The 26,202-nt window shown below is 66.0% G+C and carries 19 protein-coding genes; 13 read left to right on the top strand and 6 right to left on the bottom strand.

Translation table 11 applies throughout. The annotated features are described in order from the left end of the window. Nucleotides 1-23: 23 nt before the first annotated feature. From fadD10 to AC4ELS_RS29945, 5 genes are all read left to right on the top strand, one after another. Nucleotides 24-1,595 (top strand): fatty acid--CoA ligase FadD10, encoded by a 1,572-nt coding sequence (gene fadD10, locus AC4ELS_RS29965; protein WP_499050833.1) that lies wholly within the window; start codon nucleotides 24-26, stop codon nucleotides 1,593-1,595. Next, nucleotides 1,588-1,833 carry an acyl carrier protein MmaB gene (gene mmaB / locus AC4ELS_RS29960; protein ID WP_064886008.1) on the top strand — a complete coding sequence of 82 codons (246 nt, stop codon included), beginning with the start codon at nucleotides 1,588-1,590 and terminating at the stop codon, nucleotides 1,831-1,833. Before fadD10 ends, mmaB begins: the two co-directional genes overlap by 8 nt. Continuing rightward, nucleotides 1,820-6,037, top strand: coding sequence for an AMP-binding protein (locus AC4ELS_RS29955; RefSeq protein WP_499050589.1), 4,218 nt, complete (start codon nucleotides 1,820-1,822; stop codon nucleotides 6,035-6,037). Before mmaB ends, AC4ELS_RS29955 begins: the two co-directional genes overlap by 14 nt. Before the next feature lie 3 nt (nucleotides 6,038-6,040). Next, on the top strand, nucleotides 6,041-6,388 hold the full coding sequence (locus AC4ELS_RS29950) for a heavy-metal-associated domain-containing protein (protein ID WP_498887868.1): 348 nt from the start codon (nucleotides 6,041-6,043) through the stop codon (nucleotides 6,386-6,388). Between the two features lie 73 nt (nucleotides 6,389-6,461). Then, entirely contained in the window at nucleotides 6,462-7,922 is a 1,461-nt protein-coding gene (locus AC4ELS_RS29945) for a PepSY-associated TM helix domain-containing protein (protein WP_498887866.1), read from the top strand. Here AC4ELS_RS29945 and sigC read toward each other — a convergent pair. Beyond that, complete coding sequence (gene sigC / locus AC4ELS_RS29940) at nucleotides 7,919-8,485, bottom strand: RNA polymerase sigma factor SigC (protein ID WP_082449030.1); 567 nt, start codon at nucleotides 8,483-8,485, stop codon at nucleotides 7,919-7,921. The two genes, AC4ELS_RS29945 and sigC, sit on opposite strands and share 4 nt — an antisense overlap. Nucleotides 8,486-8,569: 84 nt before the next feature. On the opposite strand from sigC, the gene AC4ELS_RS29935 reads away from it, so the two are divergent. Continuing rightward, nucleotides 8,570-10,876, top strand: coding sequence for a heavy metal translocating P-type ATPase (locus tag AC4ELS_RS29935; RefSeq protein ID WP_499050586.1), 2,307 nt, complete (start codon nucleotides 8,570-8,572; stop codon nucleotides 10,874-10,876). Here the strand turns inward: AC4ELS_RS29935 and AC4ELS_RS29930 are convergent. From AC4ELS_RS29930 to AC4ELS_RS29920, 3 genes are all read right to left on the bottom strand, one after another. After that, entirely contained in the window at nucleotides 10,846-11,325 is a 480-nt protein-coding gene (locus tag AC4ELS_RS29930; protein ID WP_064957447.1) for a hypothetical protein, read from the bottom strand. The genes AC4ELS_RS29935 and AC4ELS_RS29930 overlap by 31 nt on opposite strands. Nucleotides 11,326-11,425: 100 nt before the next feature. After that, nucleotides 11,426-11,665 (bottom strand): WhiB family transcriptional regulator, encoded by a 240-nt coding sequence (locus AC4ELS_RS29925; protein WP_499050582.1) that lies wholly within the window; start codon nucleotides 11,663-11,665, stop codon nucleotides 11,426-11,428. Between the two features lie 281 nt (nucleotides 11,666-11,946). Further along, entirely contained in the window at nucleotides 11,947-13,887 is a 1,941-nt protein-coding gene (locus AC4ELS_RS29920; RefSeq protein WP_499050579.1) for a cytochrome c oxidase assembly protein, read from the bottom strand. 171 nt (nucleotides 13,888-14,058) lie between these two features. On the opposite strand from AC4ELS_RS29920, the gene AC4ELS_RS29915 reads away from it, so the two are divergent. Beyond that, nucleotides 14,059-14,697, top strand: coding sequence for a DUF5134 domain-containing protein (locus AC4ELS_RS29915; protein WP_499050577.1), 639 nt, complete (start codon nucleotides 14,059-14,061; stop codon nucleotides 14,695-14,697). 5 nt (nucleotides 14,698-14,702) lie between these two features. On the opposite strand, the gene AC4ELS_RS29910 is transcribed toward AC4ELS_RS29915, so the two are convergent. Both AC4ELS_RS29910 and AC4ELS_RS29905 read right to left on the bottom strand, forming a co-directional pair. Continuing rightward, on the bottom strand, nucleotides 14,703-15,401 hold the full coding sequence (locus AC4ELS_RS29910; protein ID WP_236734861.1) for a zf-HC2 domain-containing protein: 699 nt from the start codon (nucleotides 15,399-15,401) through the stop codon (nucleotides 14,703-14,705). Between the two features lie 84 nt (nucleotides 15,402-15,485). Further along, nucleotides 15,486-16,946 carry a short-chain fatty acyl-CoA regulator family protein gene (locus AC4ELS_RS29905; RefSeq protein WP_499050574.1) on the bottom strand — a complete coding sequence of 487 codons (1,461 nt, stop codon included), beginning with the start codon at nucleotides 16,944-16,946 and terminating at the stop codon, nucleotides 15,486-15,488. A gap of 68 nt (nucleotides 16,947-17,014) precedes the next feature. Between AC4ELS_RS29905 and prpD the strand changes: the two genes are divergently transcribed. From prpD to folP, 6 genes are all read left to right on the top strand, one after another. After that, complete coding sequence (prpD, locus tag AC4ELS_RS29900) at nucleotides 17,015-18,520, top strand: 2-methylcitrate dehydratase PrpD (protein ID WP_064880029.1); 1,506 nt, start codon at nucleotides 17,015-17,017, stop codon at nucleotides 18,518-18,520. 29 nt (nucleotides 18,521-18,549) lie between these two features. Continuing rightward, entirely contained in the window at nucleotides 18,550-19,473 is a 924-nt protein-coding gene (prpB, locus tag AC4ELS_RS29895) for a methylisocitrate lyase (protein ID WP_498887903.1), read from the top strand. Next, nucleotides 19,470-20,603: a bifunctional 2-methylcitrate synthase/citrate synthase gene (locus AC4ELS_RS29890; RefSeq protein ID WP_499050571.1), complete on the top strand. Its 1,134-nt coding sequence runs from the start codon at nucleotides 19,470-19,472 to the stop codon at nucleotides 20,601-20,603. Before prpB ends, AC4ELS_RS29890 begins: the two co-directional genes overlap by 4 nt. 93 nt (nucleotides 20,604-20,696) lie before the next feature. Then, nucleotides 20,697-24,092 carry a pyruvate carboxylase gene (locus AC4ELS_RS29885; protein WP_499050568.1) on the top strand — a complete coding sequence of 1,132 codons (3,396 nt, stop codon included), beginning with the start codon at nucleotides 20,697-20,699 and terminating at the stop codon, nucleotides 24,090-24,092. Between the two features lie 12 nt (nucleotides 24,093-24,104). Next, a complete protein-coding gene (locus tag AC4ELS_RS29880) occupies nucleotides 24,105-24,995 on the top strand; it encodes a mycobacterial-type methylenetetrahydrofolate reductase (RefSeq protein WP_499050566.1) in 891 nt (296 codons plus the stop codon). Nucleotides 24,996-25,005: 10 nt separating this feature from the next. Beyond that, nucleotides 25,006-25,791 carry a dihydropteroate synthase gene (folP, locus tag AC4ELS_RS29875; protein ID WP_499050563.1) on the top strand — a complete coding sequence of 262 codons (786 nt, stop codon included), beginning with the start codon at nucleotides 25,006-25,008 and terminating at the stop codon, nucleotides 25,789-25,791. The last annotated feature ends 411 nt before the right edge of the window (nucleotides 25,792-26,202 follow it).

Raw genomic sequence — 26,202 nt, 5'->3', positions numbered from 1 at the left:
CCTTCTACGAGAGCAAGATGGCTATGACACCCCCACCATCCACGGTGCTGGAACGCATCGCCGAGCGGGCGCGACAACGTCCCGAGGCGATCGCCCTCCGTCGCTGCGACGGATCCAGCTCGATTCGGTACCGGGACCTGATGGCCGAAGTGGACAGGATGGCAGCCGATCTCGCCTCCCGATCGGTCGCTCGGGGACACCGTGTGTTCGTCGTCTCGGACAATGGACCCGAGACCTACCTGTCGGTGCTGGCCTGTGCTGCAGTGGGCGCCATCGCGGTCATGGTGGACGGCGGACTGCCTCCGGCAACCGTTGACCGTTTCGGCGAAATCACCAACCCCGCTGCGATTTTGACCGCACCGGGCTGCCGGCTGCAAACGTCCGACCTCTCGAGTTCGCTCCAGGCAATCCCTGCCTTCGATGTCAACATCGCCGCAGGCGCGGCCGACCGCGCTGACCAACCGGTGTCAGACCCATCGCCCCGCGATCTCGTCGATGGAGCAGATCACCCGCTGGCGATGATCTTCACCAGTGGCACGACCGGCGCGCCGAAAGCCGTGCTGTTGCCCAACCGGACTTTCTACTCCATCGCCGACATCCTGCAGCGAGCGGAGTTGACCTGGGTTCACTGGGTCGTCGGCGAAACGACCTACTCACCGTTGCCAGCGACGCACATCGGCGGTCTCTGGTGGATCCTCAATTGCCTGATGCAGGGCGGCCTCTGCATCACCGGCGGTGAGACTTCCGCGTCGATCGCCGAGATCCTCACCGCGAACGACGTCGCGACGACGTGCCTGGTGCCCACGCTCCTGACCCGCCTCGTTGCCGAACTGCGGGCCGCCGGAAAACCGGTCCCGCCAGCACTGCGCATGGTGGGTTACGGCGGATCCCGCGCGGTTGCCTCCGATGTCAGCTTTGTCGAAGCTGCCGGGGTTCATACCGCTCAGGTCTACGGGCTCAGCGAAACCGGCTGCACCGCATTGTGTCTTCCCACCGAGGAAGGGTCGGTCGCCAGGATCGAAGCCGGGGCGGTCGGGCGGCCGTATCCCGGCGTGGAGGTCCATCTGGACGGTGACGGCGGCGGTCCACCCACCAGGTCCTCCTCCGGTTCGGCGTCTTCGGGCACGCTGTGGATCAAGTCCCCGGCGAACATGTTGGGGTATTGGGAAGACGCCGATCGCACCGCCGAAGCTCTGGTCGACGGGTGGGTGAACACGGGAGACCTTCTCGATCGTCACGACGACGGCTTCTTCTACATCAGGGGGCGGTCATCGGAGATGATCATCTCCGGAGGTGTCAACATCGCGCCCGATGAGGTCGATCGAATCGCCGAGCGGGTAGCGGGCGTCGAGGAGGCAGCCTGCTTCGAGATCCCCGACGAGGAGTTCGGCGCGCTGGTGGGTTTGGCCGTGGTCACGTCGATGGGCATGGACGATTCCGGGGCCAGGAAGCTCAAGCACGCCATTGCGGCCCGCTTCCGAGAGGAATCTGAGCCGATGGCCAGGCCGTCGACAATCAGGTTCGTGCAGGAGATTCCCCGCACCCAGTCCGGCAAGATCATGCGGGCGGCCTTGGGCCTGGTAACCGGTGGGTGAGACGTCGAGAAGCAGAATCCTCGCTGCACTCGCTGAGGTGCTCTACGTCGACGAGTCAGATCTCATCGACGGTGACGCCACCGACCTACGAGATCTCGGGCTGGACTCCGTTCGCTTCGTGCTGTTGATGAAGCAGCTCGGCATCGATCGGGAATCGGATGTTCCGCGGCGGCTGGCGGACAACCTGTCGCTCGCGGGATGGGTCCAGGAGTTGGAGAAGCTGGGTGAACCTGCCTGAAGATTCTCATTTGCAACGCATTCCGCTGAGTCGATCACAGCAGAACATCTTCAACGGGCTGCTGCAGGATGATGATCCGCACCTGTACCTGATCGGAAGGCACTACCGGTTGCGTCCGACGCCGCAGCCGGAGTTCCTGGCCGCTCTACGGAAGACCATCTGCGCCAACCCGGTTCAGCTGTGTGTGCTGTCGGCGCCGTCCGATCCCGGCGGTTATCCCGAGCTCGTGCCGCGGCTGGCCGCCGACGATATCGTGCAGGTGTCCGGTAGTGACGCCTACGCCGCGCTGTCGCACGAGTGGGAATCGGGTATCTTCGCAACGCCATTGGTGCGCTATACCGTGCATCTCGACAGCAGTGGCCTCGTTGTCGGCCTTGCTGCCCACGCGCATCACATTCTGCTCGACGGGGGAGCGATCGGCATCATCGAAGCCGACCTGGGGCGCTTCCTTTCCGGCGCCGACCCTGGTGACACCACCTGCGTTCGTGCCGGTCTGACCGGTGTCGCCACCGCTCACCGCCGAGAGGCGACCCGGATCGACAAATCTCTCACCGGGCTCACCACCGTTGTGCAGCGGGAGCTCGCCGCGGCTGCCGAGGAGGGGGGTCACGGACCTGCGGCCGCTGGCGGCCCCGCCACCGCGGCCAGAGGGGTTCTCGTCGAAACTGTGGTGGTCCGCGGCGAAGACTACGACCAGATCGTTGATCTGGCCGCCCGGGAGAACATCCCGCTCAACATCCTCGTCGCGGCGGCGGCAACGGCGGTGGACGCGAGCCTTCGTCACACCACCGAGAGCCTGCTGGTACATGCGGTCGACAACCGCTTCGGTGATCCTGACCTCGATGTCGCGACGTGCTTGGTCAACTCGTTGGCGCAGCCGGTCCGATTTTCTCCGTACGCCTCGGTGGCTGACCTGGTGCGCGTGGTGGACCGGGGCTATGTCAAGGCCGGCAGGCGCCGTTGGCTGCGCGAAGAGCAGTACCGCCGAATGTATCTGGCGATCAATCGGACCACCTCCGTGGAGACGTTGACGCTCAATTTTCTGCGTGAGCCCTGTGCGCCTGAGCTGGCGCCGTTCTTGTCGGACGCACCGGTGACGTCGGATATCGGACCGGTCGAGGGCATCACGGTGGCGGCCGTGCTCGACGAGCACCACCACACATTGACCCTCAACATGTGGAATCGGCCCGATCTGCCCCGGGAGACTGTCTCGAACGTGGCGACCCGGATCGCGGCCGCCCTGAAATCGATGCCGGCGATGTGGGATTCCCCGATCGCGATGACGGTCGGCGCCTGGCGACCGGTCGCCACGGACGGGTCGTTGTGTCCGGATTCGGAAGAATCTGAGCCTGCGGCATCGCCGGCGCCCGCGTGGTTTCTCAACTGTCCCGAGACCATCGCTGAATGTCGTCGTCGCCACGCCCACGTCGATTCCTCGATCGCCTCGCTGCTCGAAATCGGTGCGGCGCCGGGCGATGTGGTGGTGTTCGCCGATGACGGCACCGACAAGACAATCGGCCTCTTGATCGGGTGTCACTTCGCGGGCTGCGGGTACAGCGTCTGCGACCGCGATGATCAGCTGAAATCGCGGGCCGAACGAATCAACCAATCCGGCAACGGGATCTCGGCGCACATCGTCGATGTCGCGTCGGCGACCATCCTGCCGCATCTCGACGGGGACCTTCGCCGCCTGGTGGAGGCCCGTGTCGAGCAGACGGCGACGGACCCGTGCCTGGCCATCAGGACCGCCTACGTCATGCCCACGTCGGGGTCGACCGGGGAACCCAAACTCGTGCACGTCAGCCACGGTGCACTCGCGACGTTCTGCGTCGGCGCGACCCGGGCATATGGCTGGGGACCGGATGACACGATCCTCCAATGTGCGCCGCTGACATCGGATATCAGCGTCGAAGAAGTGTTCGGTGCCGCACTGGCCGGGGCAGGGATCGTCCGTTCAGCCGCAGTGAAAGACACTGATCTGCAGGCCCTTACCCATGATCTGGTGGAAAGTGGAGCCACCATCGTCGATCTGCCCACCGCGCTGTGGCAGCTCTGGGGTGAGGATCTCGACGCGATCTCCGGAGTCGGCCGCTCTCGACTCCGACAGATTGTGATCGGTGGCGAGCCGGTCCGCCCGACCGTTGTCGACAAGTGGATCGACACCGTGGGCACCGAGGATATTTCGCTGGTGTCGAGCTATGGCCCGACAGAGACCACCGTCGTGGTGACCTACTTGCCGATCATCGACGGTGGCCAGGTGATCGAGTACGGCGGGCGCCTTCGACTGGGTCGACCACTCGTTCCGAACGCGGTGGTGGTCGCGTTCGGCGAAGTCGTGGTGATGGGGGAGATGGTGGCCTGCGGCTACCTCGGCGTGGACAGCGCCAGTTTCGGCTGGGTCGTGACGCCCGACGGCCGGCGACAGCGAGCCTTTTCGACTGCCGACCGGGTGACGATCGACGGTGACGGATACCCGATGTTCGCGGGACGTAAGGACGCGATCGTCAAGATCGCGGGCAAGCGCGTCGACACCGCCGAGATCACCCGACGTATCGGGACCGACCCGACCGTGGTCGACGTTGCGGTCGAGCTTCACAACGGCGGTCTGGGGGTGTGGTTCGAAACCCAGCGAACCCGCGACGGTGATGAAGACCCTGCTGCGGCAGCACGTATCAGGAACATCCTGGTGGACTCGCGGGTGCCGTCGTTCTCTGTTTCCAGCGTCGCGAGCATTCCGCGTAAGCCCGGTGGGAAGGTCGACACGGCGAGGCTGCCGGGACCTGCCGCGTCTGGATCAGGAACCCACACCGCCGAAGCAGGAGAGCGGCCCGACGGTCTCGCCGCACTCTGGAGCGTCTGCCTCGAGAGGTCGATCACACCGCATGCGTCGCTCTTGCACGAAGGCATCGGGTCATTGGACCTCGTGCGAATCCTGCCCGCTACCCGGAGGTATCTCGATCGACAGGTGTCGATCCTGGACCTCATCAGTGCCGACACCGCGGCGAACCTGGTGGACGACATGTCGTTCACCGGCAGCTGGATGGATACCGACGCCGCGATGGAGATCGAGCGTGACTTCACGGGACTTTCGACGCGGGACGCCCCGACAGCGCCGAGACGACGGGGACCGTCCGCCCACGGTGCAGAGCCCGTGCTGGTGCTCGGTTCCTCCGGAGTGCTGGGGACCGGATTCGCCGAGGCGATTCTGGAGCTGACCCGCTCGGATGTGCTGCGCCCCGACCTGGTGCTGGCCACCCGATCGGACCTCCCCGACAACCGGGTCTGGACGGAGCTTCGCGGCACGCCAGGCGTCCGCATCGAGACCCTCGTCGCCGGTTTCGGTCCGGTCGAGTTGGAGGCGCTGATCCGCGAGACCGGTGCCCAGACTGTCGTCAACTGCATCGGGAACACCAACGTGGTGGTTCCTTACCGCGAACTCCGTTCGGCCAATGTGGAATTGGTGAAGACCATGGCCGATTCGTGTGCGGCGACCGGTGCCCGGCTGGTGCACCTTTCGTCCTATGTCGTCAATGCGGATGTTTCCTCGCCACACGTCGTTGACCCGTGTCAGGCTCCGTACCCCTACGCAGCCTCGAAGGCACTCGCAGAACTGGCAGTGGCCGGGGCCGGTCGAGACCTCGACTTCACCATCGTGCGCCTGCCCCGGGTCCTGGGAACAACCGAACAACTGCGCGGGTCCGCCGACATCCTGGTGGCCGTTGCCGATGCCTGCCGTGCGCTACAGGCCTACCCGGCGGTGGAGTTGATCGAGGAAGTGACGACCGGCCGCGCGGCGGCGGAGAGCATTCTTCGCCGATTGCCCGAGTTCGGTGGACCGGACGAGCTGGGTTCCGGGATCGAGGTGATGCGCGGGCAGACGGTGGCATACCGGCAGTTGCTCGGCACGATTGCCTTCGAAGAGGTCGGCAGCCACGAGTGGAAGCGCCGGTTGGACGAAAGTGATTGGGCAAGAGCCAATCCGCGGCGTTGGTCGGTGATCGACGCGTGGATCGGGTTGGGCCTGCAGCTCGACGGACGCACCTACGCGGAGTACCTGGCTGGGTACCCCGCCTTACCGCTGGACGTGCGATTCGTCGGCGAGTTCGTGGCGGAGCCGACCTCGGTGCGGGCACTGCTCACCCAAGGCTCGGGAACTCAACCCGCCTGTGCAACGACTCATCAATCAGACGCCGTTAGACAGTGAGGGATGGCAGTGACAGACGTGGTCGCACACGAGACATCAGGTACCCGACGGATCCGACTCGACGTGACAGGAATGTCCTGCGGAGCGTGTTCGCGCCGGGTCGAGAACGCGCTGAACAAGATCGACGGGGTGCAGGCCTCGGTCGCCATCTCCACCAAGATCGCGACCATCGATGCCGGCCCCGACATCAGTGTGGCCGACCTCTGCGATGCCGTTGAGCAGGCCGGCTACCACGCCGAAGAGCGCACCGCCCTCGACGCCCCCGAAACCGCGCCCGAGGGGCCGTCCTCGAAACCCTCCTTGGTGGCGAGGGCCATCCGGTGGGTGACCATCGGGCACATGGGTGGCTGAATATTTGTCGGGAACTGTCGGCGCGGCGCGAACGACCACTCTTATCGAGGAACCGTTCGACCGCTGAGGAGCCATGGGCGAGAACCCGTCGACAGCCACAGATGAAACCACGCCTCCGGAATCGTCGATCTCGCCACCGGCGGGGACAGCGCATTACCGCGCGTTCCTGCTGCGTCTGCACTTCTATGCCGGGATCTTCGTCGGGCCCTTCCTGCTGATCGCCGCGATCAGCGGCGGCCTGTACGCGATCGCACCCACCATCGAGCAGTTCGTCTATCGGGATCAACTTCAATCCCACAGCAGCGGTGACCTGCTGCCGGTTGCCGAACAGATCCGCGCGGCCCAAACCGTGCGACGCGATCTGGCGGTCGCCGCGGTTCGCCCGGCCACCGGGCCGGGTGAGACCACGCGCGTCATGTTCGACGATCCGTCATTGGGTGAGTCCGAACGTAATGCTGTGTTCATCGACCCGGTGACGGGCGCCTCGCACGGGGAGCTCACGGTGTACGGCAGCAGTGGCGCACTGCCACTGCGGACCTGGATCGATCAGATGCACCGCAGCCTGCATCTGGGCGAGCCGGGCCGCATGTACAGCGAACTTGCGGCGTCGTGGCTGTGGCTGATCGCGCTGGCCGGGGTGTTCCTGTGGTGGGGCAGATACCGTCGTGTGTCGCGGCGCGGCGGTGCAGAGCCCCGGTTGTTGACGCTCGACCGCGCCCTCCGGGGTCGAGCGCGCGCATTGAACTGGCATGGGGCGGTGGGGATCTGGATCGCCGTCGGATTGCTGTTCCTGTCGGCGACAGGGCTCACCTGGTCGCGGTTCGCCGGCGACAACATCACCGCTGTCCGTGCCGCGCTGTCGTGGACGACGCCGACCGTTTCGACGGCGCTCGACGGCGCAGCGGAAGATATGCCCGGCCTCATGTCCGGTCACGAGGGGCATCACGGTGTTGCGGCCCCCTCCGCCGCACACGTGGCCAACGCGTCGCTGGTGGGCGACATCGACGGGGTGCTGAAGGCAGCGCGCGATGCCGGGGTCGGCGGCAGGGTCGAGGTCGGGATTCCCGCGAACTCGCACACCGCGTTCACCGTGGCGCAGACCCGGCAGCCCTGGGTGATGTCGAACAACGCGGTGGCTGTGGACGGAACCTCCGCGAAGGTGACCGACATCGCGTGGTTCGCCGACTGGCCCTTGGCGGCAAAGCTTTCCGCATGGGGCATCCAACTGCACATGGGACTGCTGTTCGGGGTCGCCAACCAGCTCGTGTTGTTGGGCCTTGCGGTCGCGTTGGTCACCGTGATCGTGCGCGGCTACCTGCTGTGGTGGCACCGTCGCCCCACGGCGAGCCGTGCCCTGGTGGGTAGTGCACCCCGTCGCGGTGTCCTCACCGGCCTACCGCCCGGCGCGGCGGTCGCGGTGGTCCTGGTGGCCACCGCCGTGGGCTGGTTCATCCCGTTGCTGGGGGTCAGCCTGGTGGTGTTCGTGGCCGTGGACGTCGTTATGGGATGGCGACAGCACCGCCGGCAACGCTAGCCGGTCAGATCGTCGCGTTCGGCCGCCGCGATGAGGTCTTCGCGGGCGCGCGCGACCCGTGAACGGATGGTGCCGACCGGGCAGCCGCATACCTCGGCCGCTTCCGCGTAGGACAAGCCGAGGACCTGGGTCAGCAACAGCGCGTGCCGCCGGTCGGGATCGAGTCCGTCCAACAGGAGGCGAATCTCGACCATCTTCTCGAACCCACCCACCGGGCGGTAGCTCTCGAGAACCTGCTCGACGTCCACACCGTGCTGGGTCCGCGGCCGGCTCTGCTTGTGCCGAATCTGGTCGACCACAACTCGCCGAGCGATCGACAGCAGCCAGGTGCGGGCCGAGGACCGGCCACTGAACCGGGGCAGCGCGGTGATGGCGCGCATGAACGTCTCTTGGGTCAGGTCGTCGGCAGACCCGGAATCGCCCAGGTAGGCGACCGTTCGCCAGACATCGGTCTGGGTGGCCCGGATGAATTGCTCGAGCGCCGCCGAATCACCGCGGCCGGCGGCGAAGGCCAGCCGCGTAACGTGATCCTCGCTGCGTTCGGTAGTCACAGCCATCGACATTATTCGATGACGCCCGGGAACTCGGCATCGGGCTGGACCGACTATGTAATCGGTGACGTATGCCACCGACGTGGTGAGTGAGCAATGGGAGTGGTGGTGACAACAGCAACTGTCCCCGACAAAGAGGTGACTCAGCGCATTGCGCTCGACGTCACAGGAATGTCGTGCGGGGCCTGCGCTGCCCGCGTGGAGAACAAACTCAACAAGGTCGACGGGGTACGGGCGTCAGTGAACTTCGCCACACGCGTCGCCACGGTGGAAGCCGATCCCGACATCGGTGTCGAGCAGCTCTGTGCGGTCATCGAGCGGGCCGGTTACCAGGCGGCGCCCCGGACCGAGCGCTCCACGACCGACGTCGACCCCGATGCCGACCATGCCCACAGCCTGCTCCGGCGCCTCGCGATTTCCGCAGTGTTGTTCATTCCCCTGGCCGATCTGTCGGTGATGTTTGCCGTGGTGCCCGACACCCGATTCGCCGGATGGCAGTGGGTGCTCACCGCGTTGGCGGCGCCGATCGTGACGTGGGCGGCGTGGCCGTTCCACCGCACTGCGCTGCGCAACGCCCGGCACGGAACCTCGACCATGGAGACCTTGATCTCCATCGGCGTGACCGCGGCCACCGTGTGGTCGATGTACACGATCTTCTTCGATCATCAGACCTACCACGCTGCGGGGATCTGGCAGGCGCTGCTCGGCAGCGATGCGATCTACCTCGAGGTCGCCGCGGGCGTAACGGTTTTCGTGCTCGCCGGCCGTTACTTCGAAGCCCGGGCACGCTCGCGCGCCGGGGGAGCGCTGCGCGCGCTTGCCGCGCTGGGCGCCAAGTCGGTCACGGTGTTGCTTGCCGATGGCGGCGAACTGGTGTTGCCCGCGGACGAGCTCAAAGAGGGCCAGCGGTTCGTCGTGCGTCCCGGCGAGGCCATCGCGGCTGACGGTCTCGTGGTGAGCGGGGCGGCCGCGGTCGACGTCAGCGCCATGACCGGAGAGTCGAAACCGGTGCAGACCCACGAAGGTTCGAGCGTGGTGGGTGGCACCGTCGTCCTCGATGGTCGCTTGGTCGTCGAGGCCGCCGCGGTGGGGCCCGATACCCGGTTCGCCGGGATGGTCCGCCTCGTGGAGCAGGCGCAGGCCCAGAAGGCCGACGCGCAGAGACTGGCTGACCGCATCGCCGCGGTGTTCGTGCCCTGCGTGCTCGTGATCGCGGCGGCCACCGCGATCTGCTGGCTGCTGATCGATGGAGATGTCAACCGAGCCGTATCGGCTGCCCTGGCAGTGCTGGTGATCGCCTGCCCGTGCGCGCTGGGGTTGGCGACCCCGACGGCGATGATGGTGGCCTCGGGGCGGGGCGCTCAACTCGGCATCTTCCTCAAGGGCCATCGCGCACTGGAGGCCATCCGCGCCGTCGACACGGTCGTCTTCGACAAGACCGGCACCCTGACCACCGGGCAGCCTCAGGTCATCACCGTCGTCGTCGCAGAGGGCGACGGATGGGACGAGGACGAAGTTCTCGCGTATGCGGCAGCGGTCGAGTCGGCGTCCGAGCATCCGGTGGCCCATGCGATCGTCACCGCCCGAGCGGGTCGGGATATCGCCGCAGTGGAGGATTTCCAGGCGTTCGCCGGCCACGGTGTGACCGGTTCGGTGGACGGGGTCGCCGTGGCGGTCGGGCGTCCGGCCTGGGTCACCCGGGACCGGGTGGTGCCCGCCGATCTGGCGGCTGCCCGCAAGTTCGGCGAGTCACGGGGCCAGACAGTGGTATTCGTCGCCTGCGGCGATGCCGTGCGCGGCGCCATCTGTGTCGCCGACGCCGTCAAGGATTCGGCGGCCGGTGCGATCGCCCAGCTCCACGCCGAGGGCATGAAGACCATGCTGCTCACGGGTGACAACGCCGCCACGGCAGCCGCGATCGGCGCGGCCGTGGGCATCGACGACGTCGTCGCCGAGGTGCTGCCGGAGGACAAGGTCGGCGCGATCGAGAAGCTGCGCGACCAGGGCCGGGTGGTGGCCATGGTCGGCGACGGGATCAACGACGGCCCCGCGTTGGCCTGCGCAGACCTGGGCCTGGCCATCGGTCGGGGGACCGACGTAGCCATCGGCGCGGCCGACATCATCCTGGTTCGCGACAACCTCGATTCGGTCCCGCAGGCGTTGGGGCTGGCCCGGGCGACGATGCGGACCATCCGGGTCAACATGATCTGGGCCTTCGGGTACAACATCGCGGCCATCCCGATCGCTGCGGCGGGCCTGCTGAACCCGTTGATCGCCGGTGCGGCGATGGCGGTGTCGTCTTTCCTGGTGGTCTCGAACAGCCTGCGGTTGCGCAATTACGGTACGGTGCAACCGAATACGTTCGGTGACGCTCAGTTGCCGGCAGCGCGCATATCCGGCTGAGACGAGGCCAGCGGGGCCAGGCACACACCAAGCCATGCTGCGGTCAGTGCCGCAACGAAGAGTGTGCCCAGTGCCGCCGGAATCCAGGAAGCGGTATGTGTGGTGTGATGCCACCAGAACGCCCCGGCGCCAACAACAGTGGCGACAGCCGACGCGCACATCGCCATGCAGCACCATCGAAAACGGCGGCGCAGCAGAGCGAATGCCGATCCGGATGCCGCGAAGGCGAACAGGGAGAACGCCACCAGGGATATCCAGTGCCCGTTGCGCGTAACGCCGGCAGGTGTCGCGCCGGTCGCCTGCAGTGCCACGGCGGACACCGTCAATGCGGTGGCGAGTGCGGCCAGAGCACGGGCGCGCGTGGCGCTGATCCAGACGTCTTCGAAGACCCGACGCTCGATCGCCCGTAGTTCGGCCTCGACCGTGTTGCTGGTCTGCCTCGTCGTCACCGAGATACCTCGCTCATCAATGTGTCTGACTACCTGACCTGGACTATAGGGGCGTGGCGGGGCGGCGAATTCTCGAGAATCGCGTCACGTTCGCTTGGGGTCAGGCCGCCCAGATACCGTGCTGCTCGGCCGCGACGAGTGCGTGGTCACGACATGTCGACTGTACCGGGCAGTCTGCGCACACCCGCTTGGCCTGCTGAACCCGTCGGTTGCGGGTGCGCCGATCTTCCCCGTCCGGGCCGAAGAAGAACATCGCCTGCCCGGAATCTCGACACCGTCCCAGCCGCTGCCACTCCCACAGCTCCACCCGGGGCGCGGGCAATCGATGCGACTGCTGCATGGTTGTGGTTCCCCCCACGGCTCGTAGAGCTACGCCTTCAATGCGGGCACGAGAGGCAGTTGCGCACTGCGGTTCTCGATGGCCCTGCTGATTGGTCGGGAGCACGACGTGATTAGTTCCGTTGTGGCGTGATCGGCACCCCTGGGGCGTAACCTCATATGCATGACCAGCAATGAAACCGTGGAGTCGACCAAGTGCGACAACCCGAACTGTACGTGTGAAAACTGCACCTGCGGGAGCAACTGCACGTGCGGTTCCGACGCGGCCGAATGACCTAGGAGTCAACGCCGGTTGCGGGCCAGCTCGCTCAGCATGGCGTTGTAGGCGTCGAGTTCGTCGTCGTACCCGCGATCGCTGTGGCGGTCCTCGCGTGCACCCGCCCGGCGGTCCTGACGTGCCCACTGGGCCACCAGGGCAATCACCACGATGACGACCGGCAGCTCACTCGAACCCCAAGCGATGGCGCCGCCCATATGTTGGTCATCCGAAATGCTCTGCAACCAAGGCAGATTGACGGACCTGTAGAAGCTATCGCCCAGGGACGAGGTCATCGTCATCGTGGCGATACCGAAGAAGGCATGGAACGGCATCACCGCGAACAGGAGCCCGAGCCGCCCCAGGAAGGGGAGTCGCCGCGGACCGGGGTCGATGCCGATGATCCCCCAGTAATACAGGTAGCCGGTCAGCAGGAAATGCACGCTCATGAACTCGTGGCCCCAGTGATACCGGATCAAGGTGTCGAACAGGGGCGTGAAGTACACGAGGTACAGCGATCCGACGAACAGGAGGAACGCCGTCACGGGGTGCGACAGGAATCGCGTCACCGGGGCGTGCACGAACCACACCAGCCACTCGCGGGGACCAGGCGTTTCACCTTTCGGCGCGGAGGGCAGCACCCGCAGCGCGAGCGTGACAGGTGCGCCGAGCACCAGGAGTACCGGGACGAACATGTTCAGCGCCATGTGTTCGCCCATGTGCACGCTGAACATCGCTGATCCGTAGGCCCGCACTCCGGAGCTCGTGGTGATCAGCAAGGCGAGGCAACCCAGAGACCAGGCGATCGTGCGTCCCACCGGCCACTGGTCACCGCGTCGCCGCAGCCGAACCACCGCGACGAGGTAGCCGAGTGCAAGCACGATGGCTGCGGTCCCGATCAGGGGGTCGAACCGCCACTCGGTGATCAGGCTGACCGGACTCGGCGGCGCATCGAGCTGATAGCCCAAAAAGACGTCCCACGTGGTGAACTCGTGGACCGTGAATCGGGGAGGCACACTGTTCGCGGCGAGCGCCACCGCGGCGGTGACGATGATCATGGCCGCCGCGGACACACTGTTGACCAGTCGCGACGGCGTGCGCCGAGCCAACAGAAGTACGCCGTCGCCGGCCCACACCAGTACCAGCAGCACCCCGGCGACCACCACGGCCCGCCCGTAGGCCGACCCCAGGATCGGCAACCCGCCCAACATCAGCGTGGCCAGGAGGGCGCCGTAGACGATCGTGACCGCACCGCACGCCAGTTGCAACGCCTGGATCCGGCGTCGGAACACGACGTCCTGCAGTACCGCGGAGACGATCTTCGTTCCGGCCCACACCGCCATCGCCACCGAGAACACGATGACGGCGCTCGTGGCGATGTCGTGATCCGGTCCCTGCCCGGCATTCCCGGTCACCGGTACCGCGATCACGCCGATCAACGCAGGCAGCAGTGCCACGCAATGACCCATCCAGCGGAGGGTGAACCGCACGCCGACCGCCAACACCAGCGCACATATCGCTGTCACGCACCAGCCGCGGGCGACCTCGGAGGCCGCGATGGTGCTTCCGAGCCCGGGCCCGGCGACAAGCCGGCCGATGGGAATCCCCGCGTCGGCGGACGCCGAGATGACGATCATCGCGGTGGCGCAGCAGGCCCAGAAAATGGCGATGCGTTCGACAAGCAGATGCACCGGAAAGGATGCCGCGTCGATCCGCCCGTCGTCGCGAGGTGTCGCGGTCGTCACAATCCAGACAAGTGCTCCGACGCAAAGCACAGCAGCCAAAGTGCCGGCCCAGTGCCCGAGCAGCCGAGCTGCACTGGTGGCCGTTCCCGGGTCAGCGATGCCTGCAGCGGCCAGCCGCTGCGCGCCCAGGTGCGCGCCGCTCATGGACAACACCACAGTGCAACCTGCGACGATGCCGAGCAGTGTCAGGCGTTCCCGCCACACCCCGGCCGCAGTGGACATGCGCACTCGCGCCATAGTCGAACCGGCCTTCCGCCGCGGAAACGAACCGAACGTCGCGGCCATGCGATTCTACGACAACGTGTCGTAGTGCTGATGGGTGCGGGAACTCTGGCACTCTCGTCTGCGACCAAGAGACGAAGCCGCCCGACACTCTTGTAGACAGGACCCGGAATGATCGCCGATCTTGCACTCCGCTGGGTTGTGACGGGGTTGTTCGCGTTGAGCGCGGTCGAGTGCGCCTACGCGTTGGTGGGCTCGCGTGGCCGGCCGAGCGCTGTGATGAGCCAGCTGCTGCATCTGGCGATGGCCGTCGCGATGATGGTGATGGCCTGGCCGCGAGGGGCCGAACTGCCCACACTCGGCCCGATGTTTTTCTTCCTGGTCGCCGCGGCCTGGTTCCTGGCCGGTGTGCTGAGGTCCGCAACGACCCAGGGGCGGGTGATCGACGGCTATCACGCCGCAATGATGCTGGCGATGGCCTGGATGTACGCCGCCATGAACGGCAATGTGCTTGGGCGCCATACCGAAACGGTCGCCGCGGGCGGTCAGGACATGCACGCCATGCACATGACCGGACACCATGGCAGCACGACGATGGCCATGGAACACGTCTCGGCGCAGCCGCCGCTCTGGATCCCTGCCGTCAACTGGCTGCTGACCATTGGTTTCACGATTGCCGCCGCGGTGTGGCTGCACCGCTACTTCGCGGCACGTCAGCAGTCCGACACTTCGCCGTTCTCGCATTTCGGCACACTGTGCCGGACGATGATGGCCGCCGGTATGGCGATCATGTTCGGCGTGATGGTGTAAGCGGCTCAGGCGGCCGGGTCGTCCGCGGCACGGAGATGACGACGGGTCGGTGCGGCCGGGCCCGATTCGTCATCTTCACCGTGTGCCCTGGGCGACGGGTCGTTCGGTCGCTTGGTGCGCGACGCCCACATCGAGACGATCGCCGCCAGAGCCACCGGGACATGACTCAGGACCCGGACCGGGGTGACGAGTCCCGCCAGCGCATCCGACACCACGTAATAGGTGAGGAATCCGCAGTAGATCACCAGCACGCACGCCAGACCGGGCGCGATTCGACGGCGGAAGGCCATCGCGATCGTCGCGATTCCCAGCGCCGCGGACCACGCCGTGGACTCGTTCAGCAGGTGGGCTCCGCTGGCCGAGCCATGGTGGGCTGCAACCATCCCGAAATTGATGCCTGCCGCCTGCGCGACCGCCAAGCCCAGCTGGACGATCCCGATGGTGATGATTGCGGTGGTCAGCAGGTGTGGGCTCAGCCGGTGCCAGAGTCCGCTCAGCGCGCCGGCCCCGCGGTCCGGGCGTCCGCTGACTGCGCCGATCAGTCCGGTGTCGGCCAGGTCGCGCAATTGCAGCCCCAGCGCTCCGGCCCGGTCGTACCAGTTGGCACACTCCTGGCAGTCACGCAGATGCTCGTCGACGCGCGCAGAGGGGACCGGCTCACGCTCCCCATCCAGGCGCGCCGAAAGCGCCTCTCGTGCCACCACGCAGTCCACCGGGCCATTCTCTCGCATTGAACTCGCGGATTGCACATCTGCTCGGCTCTGCCGCCCGAACGTCGACAGCGCCGGTCACACCGTCGGTGAGTAGGGCAGATTGCTGCTGGTCTGCGGGTCGACCTGCACCGGTCGGCCCACGTAGGGGAACGCCCGTTGCGGGCAGGCCGGGCGGTCGCAGATCCGGCAACCCGCGCCGATGGGCACCGTGGCCTCGGGATCGCTCAGATCGATGCCCGCCGAATAGACGAGCTTGTCGGCATGGCTCAGGTCGCAGCCGAGCCCGATGGCGAAACTCTTGGGTGTACCCAGATATCGGCTCGGTGCCGACGCCGAGGTTCTCGCGATCCAGAAATAGCTCCGGCCGTCAGGCATCTGAGCGACCTGGGTCAAGAACTCGCCGGGACGGGAGAAAGCGTGGTGCACCACCCACAGCGGACAGTTTCCGCCCACCCGGGAGAAGTGAAAGGCGGTGGCGGACTGCCGCTTCGAGATGTTTCCCGCGCTGTCGGTGCGAACGAAGATGAACGGTACGCCACGCGCATCCGGCCGCTGAAGAGTGGACAGCCGATGACAGATCGTCTCGAATCCCATCTCGAACCGCCGGGCGAGCTGATCGATGTCGTAACGCAGATCCTCGGCGGCGGACAGGAACATCCGGTAGGGGAGTAACAGGGCGCCGGCGAAGTAGTTGGCCAGCCCGATCCGCGCGACATCCCTTGCCTCCGAGCTCAACTGGTCGTCGGTGGCCACGATGGAGTTGATCAGCTCAGAGTGCAGCAGCAAGGCAATCTGGGTGGCGAGCTGGAATGCGCGCTGGCCCGGCAGCAGCCATCGCGCCACGTGGAGTGTGCCGGCTTCGGGCTGGTACCGGCGTTTGACGCTGGACCCCAGGACATCTCCGTTGTCCACGATCACCGAGATGCCGAACTCCGTGGACAACAGATCGGCCAGTTGCCGGTCGAGGCCGCCGATCTGGAGACGGTGACGGGTGAACAGGTCTTCGGCGGCGCGGTCGAGTGCATCGATGTAATTGCGCCGGTCGTAGAAGAAATCACGTACCTCTTCGAACGGCATCGGCTGTTGGGTACCGGTTTGCGCATCCAAGTTGGTCCGGCCGTGGACAGCCTCCAGCTCGGCGGTGGCGTCGTGCAACCGGCGGTGCATGGTGACCATTGCCTGGCCCACCTCGGGCATGCGCGCGACGAGCTCTTCGATCTGGGCCGAGGTGGTCGGGCCGTCGGCCAGAATCTCGCGCAGATCCGACACCAGCCGGGCATCGGCATCGGGGGTGAAGTACTGAGTCGGCAGGTCGAAGCGGTCAGCCAGGGCGAGCAACACCGGGACCGTGATCGGACGCTGATCGTTCTCGAGTTGGTTGACGTAGCTCGTCGACAGTCCCAGCGCGCGCGCCAGCGCGACCTGTGTCAGGCCCCTCTCGTCGCGTAGCCGTCGCAGACGGGCGCCGGCGAATGTCTTCGTCACGCTGCCGACGCTACCCCGATCGGGTTTCGCAACGTTCGCAAAAATGGTCATCCAAGGACACAAAAGTACGCATTTACAGGTACTTCCGCTGGTCATCGCCTCTGCGTACCGTGCGGAACATGCTTGAACACGACGTCAGAACCCGACGCAGCGCCGAGGACTTCCCCCGCACCGAGCACTTGGCTTGGAAGATCGCCGAGATCGCGGCAGACCCGGTGGACGTACTGCCTGAGACCGAGGCGATGGTGATCAACCGCATCATCGACAACGCCGCGGTATCGGCCGCGTCGGTGATCCGCCGGCCGGTGACGGTGGCCCGTGCGCAGGCACTCGCCCACAAGACCCCGCGGGGAGCCACGGTGTTCGGAGTCGACGGCACGGTTTCGCCCGAGTGGGCGGCGTGGGCCAACGGCGTCGCCGTTCGCGAGCTGGACTTCCACGACACTTTCCTGGCCGCCGAATACTCGCACCCAGGCGACAACATCCCGGCGTTGGTCGCGGTGGCACAGCAGCTCGGCGTGGGCGGATCGGACCTGATCCGCGGGATCGCCACGGCCTACGAGGTGCAGGTCGACCTGGTCAAGGGCATCTGCCTGCACCAGCACAAGATCGATCATGTCGCGCATCTGGGCCCGTCGGTCGCCGCCGGCCTGGGCACCATGTTGCGACTCGATCCCGAAACCATCTACGCCGCAATCGGTCAGGCGCTACATCTCACCACTGCCACCCGCCAGTCCCGCAAGGGGCTGATCTCCAGCTGGAAGGCCTACGCACCGGCGTGGGCCGGCAAGGTCGCGGTCGAGGCCGTGGACCGGGCGATGCGCGGCGAGGGCTCGCCCGCCCCGATCTGGGAGGGCGAGGACGGTGTGATCGCCTGGATGCTGTCCGGCCCGAACCACACCTACCAGGTTCCGCTGCCCGGCCCGGGCGAACCCAAGCGCGCCATCCTGGACACCTACACCAAGGAGCATTCGGCGGAGTATCAGAGCCAGGCGCCGATCGACCTGGCCCGCCGGATGCGCGAGCGCATCGGCGATTTGGATCAGATCGCCACGATCGTGCTGCACACCAGCAACCACACTCACGTCGTGATCGGCACCGGCTCCAATGATCCGCAGAAGTTCGACCCCGACGCGTCGCGGGAAACGCTCGACCACTCGGTGATGTACATCTTCGCGGTCGCGCTGCAGGACGGTACCTGGCACCACGAGCGGTCCTACGCCCCCGAGCGCGCGCACCGGCCCGACACCATCGAGTTGTGGCGCAAGATCTCCACGGTCGAAGACCCGGAGTGGACCCGGCGTTATCACTCCAACGATCCGGCCGAGAAGGCATTCGGCGCCAAGGCCGTCGTCACGCTCAAGAGCGGCGAGACCATCGTCGACGAGCTCGCGGTCGCCGATGCCCACCCGCTCGGCGCACGGCCTTTCGAGCGCGAGCAGTACGTCGCCAAGTTCGCCGAATTGGCGGAGGGCGTCGTCGAAGCCGAGGAGCAGAAGCGCTTCCTGTCTGCCGTCGAGAATGTCTCGGCGACCAAGTCCGGTGGACTCGGTGCCCTGAATGTCCGCGTCGATCCACGGGTGTTGGACAAGGCGCCGACGATTCCCTCGGGGATTTTCCGATGAGCGCTTGCGCGGAGAGTAGCGGGCTTGAGATGAGCGCGGGCGGGCTGCTCGGCTCTGCGGTCCCTGCCTCGGAGAAGCGCCGAAAGTTCCGCCGCGGGTTGGAATCGGGTCGGCTCCTGCGCTTTCCGGGGGCATTCTCGCCGCTGGCGGCCAAGCTCGTCGCCGAGATCGGCTTCGACGGCGTCTATGTCTCCGGCGCGGTCTTGTCCGCAGACCTGGGCCTGCCCGACATCGGGTTGACGACGCTGACCGAGGTGACAGGCCGTGGTGCCCAGATCGCTTCGGCCACCGACCTTCCGACGCTCATCGATGCCGACACCGGCTTCGGGGAACCGATGAGCGCGGCCCGCACCGTGACACTGCTCGAAGATGCGGGCCTGGCCGGGCTGCACCTGGAAGACCAGGTGAACCCGAAGCGGTGCGGACACCTCGACGGCAAGGCCGTGGTGGAGACCGCGGAGATGGTCAAGCGGTTGCGTGCTGCCGTCTCGGCACGGCGCGATCCCAACTTCATCGTCTGTGCCCGTACCGACGCCGCGGGGATCGAGGGGATTCCCGCGGCGATCGACCGGGCCAAGGCCTACGCCGACGCCGGCGCCGACCTGATCTTCACCGAGGCTCTGCACACCCCGGCGGATTTCGAACAGTTCCGTGAGGCAGTGGACGTTCCACTGCTGGCCAACATGACCGAGTTCGGCAAGTCCGAACTGCTGACTACTCGGCAGCTGTCGGAGATCGGTTACAACATGGTGATCTACCCGGTTACCACGCTGCGCCTGGCGATGCAGGCCGTCGAGGTCGGGTTGCGCGAGATCGACTCGGCAGGAACACAATCCGGACTTCTCGACCAGATGCAGCATCGGAGCCGGCTCTACGAGCTCCTGCGTTACAACGACTACAACCAGTTCGACTCGGATATCTACAACTTCTCGCTGCAAGGGGCGACACGATGACCGCTACCGCGAACGACACAGTCAAGCCGAACATCCACAAGGGCCTGGCCGGCGTGGTAGTCGACACCACCGCGATCTCCAAGGTGGTCCCGGAAACCAACTCCCTGACCTACCGGGGCTACGCCGTGCAGGATCTTGCCGCGCACTGCAGCTTCGAGCAGGTCGCCTACCTGCTGTGGCACGGTGAACTCCCCACGGATCAGGAGCTGGCCCTGTTCTCCCAGCGTGAACGGGCCTCGCGCCGCATCGACCGCTCGATGCAGTCGCTGCTCGCCAAGATTCCCGACACCTGCCATCCGATGGACGTGGTCCGGACCGCGATCAGCTATCTCGGTGCGGAAGACCCGGAGGAGGACGACAGCGCCCCTTCGGCCAACTTCGCGAAGTCGTTGCGGATGTTCGCGGTGCTGCCAACCATCGTCGCCGCCGATATGCGCCGGCGTCGCGGCCTGGAACCGATTGCCCCGCACAGCCACATGGACTACTCGGAGAACTTCCTCAACATGTGCTTCGGCGAGGTGCCGGATCCGGTGATCGTCAAGGCGTTCGAGCAGTCGATGGTCCTCTACGCCGAGCACAGTTTCAACGCCTCGACGTTCGCGGCGCGGGTGGTCACCTCGACGCAGTCCGATATCTACAGCGCGGTGACAGCGGCGATCGGTGCGCTGAAGGGCTCATTGCACGGCGGGGCCAACGAGGCTGTCATGCACGACATGCTGGAGATCGGCGGCGCCGAGAACGCCGCGGAATGGTTGCACGGCAAGCTGTCCCGCAAGGACAAGGTGATGGGATTCGGGCACCGGGTCTACAAGAACGGCGATTCCCGGGTACCGACCATGAAGGCCGCACTCCAGCAGGTCGCTGCGGTGCGCGACGGTCAGCGTTGGCTCGACCTCTACGAGCGCCTGGAGCAGAACATGCTCGCCGCCACTGGGATCAAGCCCAACCTGGACTTCCCGACCGGCCCGGCGTACTACCTGATGGGGTTCGACATTCCCAGCTTCACACCGCTTTTCGTGATGAGCCGGATCACCGGTTGGACGGCCCACATCATGGAACAGGCGGCCTCCAACGCGCTCATCCGGCCACTCAGCGAATACAGCGGGCACCCGCAACGGGTCCTGGCTTAGTTCGCCCGTTTTCCGGCGAGCAGACGTGTAGGTACCCGGAAAGCACTCCCTACGGGTACCTACACGTCTGCTCGCGGGATAGGAAAGGAAACAGTGGTCGACAAGGTTCTGGTCGCCAACCGGGGAGAGATCGCGATCCGTGCGTTTCGCGCGGCCTATGAGCTCGGTCTCGCAACGGTCGCGGTCTATCCGTACGAGGACCGTAATTCTCAGCACCGGCTGAAAGCCGACGAGTCGTATCAGATAGGCGAGGAAGGACATCCGGTCCGGGCCTATCTTTCGGTCGATGAGGTCATCCGGGTCGCTCTCCATGCGGGCGCCGATGCGATCTATCCCGGCTATGGGTTTCTCTCTGAGAACCCTGAGCTGGCCCGGGCATGCGATCAGGCCGGTATCGCGTTCGTGGGGCCTTCGGCCGACGTGCTGGAGCTGACTGGCAACAAGGCCCGGGCCATCGCCGAGGCCCGCAGGGCCGGACTCCCGGTGCTGGCGTCGTCTGCGCCGTCGAGTTCGATCTCGGAACTGCTGGCAGCCGCCGAATCGATGAGTTTCCCGGTGTTTGTCAAAGCGGTTGCCGGTGGCGGGGGCCGGGGGATGCGGAAGGTCAACGACCCGGCCGACCTGAAGGACGCGATCGAGGCCGCGAGCCGGGAGGCACAGTCGGCGTTCGGGGATCCCACGGTGTTCCTCGAGCAGGCGGTGATCAACCCGCGCCACATCGAGGTACAGATCCTGGCCGACACGCAGGGCAACGTGATCCACCTCTTCGAGCGTGACTGCAGTGTGCAACGGCGTCACCAGAAAGTCATCGAGCTGGCGCCCGCCCCAAATCTGGATCCCGAACTGCGGGAAAGGATCTGTGCCGACGCGGTGGCGTTCGCTCGTCAGATCGGGTACTCGTGCGCCGGTACGGTGGAATTCCTGCTCGATGAGCAGGGGCGCCACGTGTTCATCGAGTGCAATCCCCGGATTCAGGTCGAGCACACGGTGACCGAGGAGATCACCGATGTCGACCTGGTGTCGAGTCAGCTGCGCATCGCGGGCGGGGAGTCCCTGGCTGATCTCGGACTCACTCAGGACGCGTTGAAGATTCGCGGTGCGGCCCTGCAGTGCAGGATCACCACCGAAGACCCCTCGAACGGTTTTCGTCCTGACACCGGACGCATCACCGGATACCGCTCACCGGGCGGCGCCGGCGTCCGGTTGGATGGCGGCACCAACCTCGGCGCTGAGGTCGCCGCGCATTTCGATTCCATGCTGGTGAAGCTGACCTGTCGGGGACGAGACTTTTCGACGGCAGTGGCGCGGGCCCGACGCGCGGTCGCGGAGTTCCGGATTCGTGGAGTATCGACCAACATCCCGTTACTGGCCGCGGTCCTGGAGGACCCCGACTTCGTGGCCGGGCGGGTGACGACGTCCTTCATCGAGGAACGACCCGAACTGCTGACTGCACGCGGCAGTGCCGACCGGGGCACCAGGATCCTCAACTATCTGGCCGATGTGACGGTCAACCAGCCTCACGGTCCGCGACCCTCGGCGGTGTATCCGCGCGACAAGCTCCCCGCGTGTGATTTGAGCGTGGCCCCGCCGTCGGGATCCAAGCAGCGCCTGACCGAGCTGGGGCCGGAAGGGTTCGCCTCCTGGCTGCGCGACAGTCGTGCTGTCGGCATCACCGACACCACCTTTCGCGATGCCCATCAATCGCTGCTGGCGACCCGGGTGCGCACCAGCGGCCTGCTGCGGGTCGCGCCGTACATCGCCCGGACCATGCCGCAGCTGCTGTCCGTCGAGTGCTGGGGCGGTGCCACCTATGACGTCTCACTCCGGTTCCTCAAGCAGGATCCGTGGGAGCGGCTGGCGGCGCTGCGCGAAGCGCTGCCCAACATTTGTCTGCAGATGTTGTTGCGGGGCCGAAACACCGTGGGGTACACGCCGTACCCGGAGACCGTGACGCGTGCGTTCATCGATGAGGCGGCCGCCACCGGGGTGGACATCTTCCGGATCTTCGACGCGCTGAACAACCTGGACTCGATGCGTCCGGCCATCGACGCGGTCCGCAACACCGGAACCACGGTCGCCGAAGTTGCGATGTCCTACACCGGCGACCTGTCCGATCCGCGTGAGTCGCTGTACACCTTGGATTACTACCTGCGTCTGGCCGAGCAGATCGTCGAGGCCGGCGCGCACGTTCTGGCCATCAAGGACATGGCGGGCTTGCTGCGGGCGCCGGCGGCCGCGACGCTGGTGTCGGCTCTGAAATCGCGGTTCGACCTTCCGGTGCACGTACACACCCACGACAGTCCGGGTGGGCAGTTGGCCACCTATGTGGCGGCCTGGATGGCCGGCGCCGATGCTGTCGACGGTGCCGCAGCTCCATTGGCGGGCACGACAAGTCAGCCGGCGTTGTCCTCGATCGTGGCCGCCGCCGCGCACACCGAGTACGACACCGGCGTCTCGCTCGACGCAGTGTGCGACCTGGAGCCCTACTGGGAGGCGTTGCGGAAGGTATATGCGCCATTTGATGTCGCGGCCTCGGGCCCTCCTTCTCCGACGGGCCGGGTGTATACGCACGAGATCCCGGGCGGACAGTTGAGCAATCTCCGTCAGCAGGCCATCGCGCTCGGTCTGGGCGGCCGCTTCGAGGACATCGAGGCGAACTACGCCGCCGCGGACCGAATGTTGGGACGGCTGGTGAAGGTCACCCCATCGAGCAAGGTCGTGGGCGATTTGGCACTGGCGATGGTGGGCGCGGGTATCGACGCCGACGACTTCGCCGCCGACCCGGCTCGATACGACATCCCGGACAGCGTGATCGGTTTTCTGCGAGGCGAACTCGGAGAGCCCCCGGGCGGCTGGCCGGAACCGCTGAGGACCAAGGCGCTGAACGGCCGGAGCCCGGCCAAGTCGATCCAGGAATTGTCCGCCGAGGACGAAACGGTGCTGGCTGCGCCGGGGCCGAAGCGTCAGGCCGCCTTGAATCGGCTGCTGTTCCCGGGCCCTACAGCGGAGTTCGAGGCGCATCGCGACGAGTACGGCGATACCTCACGTCTGAGCGCCAACCAGTTCTTCTACGGTCTGCGTCACGGTGAGGAGCACCGGGTCAAACTCGAACCCGGCGTCGAACTGCTGATCGGGCTGGAGGCAATCTCCGAACCCGATGAGCGAGGAATGCGGACAGTGATGTGCATCCTCAACGGACAATTACGACCGATTGTGGTGCGGGACCGCAGTATTGCCAGCGAGGTCCCGGTAGCCGAGAAGGTCGATCGGGCCAACCCAGCCCACATCGGTGCGCCGTTCGCCGGGGTGGTCACAGTCAATGTCACCGAAGGGGACGCGGTCGAGGCCGGCCAGTCCATCGCCACCATCGAGGCGATGAAGATGGAAGCGGCGATCACGGCACCGGAATCCGGCACCGTCACCAGAATCGCGGTCGCCCCGACCGCGCAAGTCGAAGGCGGCGACCTCCTGGTCGTCGTGGGTCAGTAGGTACTTGTGTCCATGAGAACCGTCGCGCTCGAGTTGGTGCCACCCAATCTCGATCGGGCAACGGGCGATGCCGTAGCCGAAGCGCAGAAGGTGGCGCGGCTCTCCGCCGAGTTCGGCGTGGGAGGACGTCTCGGTCACGTCATGATCCCGGGAATGATCGCCGAAGACGACGACCGACCCATCGAGATGAAACCCAAGATGGACGTCCTCGACTACTGGTCGATCCTGCAACCCGAGCTGCCGGGTGTCCGTGGCCTGTGCACGCAGGTCACCTCGTTCTCCGACGAAACGGCGCTACGTCAGCGGTTGACCGGCCTCGGCGAGTCCGGGTTCGACGGCGTGATCTTCGTCGGCGTGCCCCGCTCCATGAACGACGGCGACGGCACGGGTGTCGCACCGGCCGACGCCTTGGCCAAATTCGACGGCCTGGTCGCCAACCGTGGCGTGATCCTCATCCCCACCCGCGCCGGCGAAGAGAGCCGGTTCTCGTTCAAATGCGACAAGGGCGCCACCTTCGCCATGACCCAGTTGCTGTACTCGGACGCGGTGGTCGGTTTCCTCGGCGATTTCGCGCGGTCGAGCGATCACCGGCCAGAGGTGCTGTTGTCGTTCGGTTTCGTGCCGAAGGTCGAGACCAGAGTCGGCCTCATCGACTGGCTGATCCAGGACCCGGGCAATGAAGCCGTCGCGCAGGAACAGGACTTCGTCAGATCGTTGGCAGCCGGTGAACCCGCAGCCAAACGGCGACAATTGGTTGACCTCTACAAGCGGGTCATCGATGGAGTGGTCGACCTGGGTTACCCGGTGAGTCTGCATTTCGAAGCGCCATACGGCGTTTCGAGACCCGCGTTCGAAACGTTCGCCGAGATGCTGGCTTACTGGTCGCCCAGGCAGTCCTCCTGAGCAGACCGGGATGAACGCACGATCCTGTCCCACCCCGATGCGGGTGATGGGCGTCTTGGATGCCACGCCCGATTCATTCTGGGTCGACAGCAGATTCGATGTCTCCGCACTCGCGGTGGCGGCCGGACGGCGCATGTTCGAAGCCGGTGCGTGGGCGGTGGATGTCGGGGGTGAATCGACGAGACCGGGTGCGGTGCCGGTTTCAGTCGACGAGGAACTCGCTCGTGTGCTGCCCGTCGTCGCCGGGTTGTCGGATCTGGGCACGGTGTCGGTGGACACCCGCAATCGTGAAGTGGCCGAGGCAGCGGTGCGGGCGGGGGCAGGCATCATCAACGACGTCTCGGGCAAACTCTATGACCTTGCCGGGAGGCTCGGCGTCGGGTACGTGAGCATGCACTCGCACACGGTGCCCGTCCTCGCCGGAGTGTTCCCCGAGTATGAGGATGTGGTCAGTGAGGTGGCGAGCCTGGTCACCGGGGTCGCACAAACGGCCACCGCCGGTGGTGCCGGGCCGGTGTGGATCGACCCGGGCATCGGATTCGGGAAATCGACCGAGCACAGTCTGGAATTGCTGCGGCGGCTCCCTGAACTGTGCACCTACGGATTTCCGGTGCTGCTCGGTGTCAGTCGAAAAACATTCATCGGCCGCGTCACCAGCCGCGAAGTCGTTGATCGGCTGGCCGGCTCGCTGGCCGTGATCGCGCCGGCCTGGGCCGCCGGCGTCGATGTCATCCGGGTGCACGACGTCGTCGAGACACTGGACACCATCACGATGCTGCAGGCGATCTGGGGTTGACCGCCGCCACCGAACGGGCCCACAACGGTTGTTTTCTGGATTTCGGCTGTGTTCGGTGCTGGCCGGCGACGCGCAGACTTGGCTGCGATGAGCCCGGCGATGAGGAAAGTCGACCATAACCACTCCGGCCACGTGGCAGCGCTGTTCGCCGTGACGGACCGATCGGGTCGCAGCGGCCCGTATCGTCAACGTCAAATTACTCGCCGCGCCTGGAGGCAGTGCACCGGTTGCTGAGAGCGCGAAAAATACTGTTGCTCGGCACTTTTGAAGTTCGCGCCGAATATTGACGGCTGTTTCAGGCCGCCGATGAGGGGGTGCACGCTCCGAAAAGGGGAGGCCCCATCATAGGAAATTCATTGGTTAGGCTCGCCTCGCTGATCGAAGGAGGCTGCGGGTTTGAGCGTGGCGCCC

The organism is Mycobacterium shunyiense, assembly GCF_058270035.1.
Note: the sequence above shows the minus strand (reverse complement) of the source record. Positions and strands in the feature narration are given on the sequence as shown.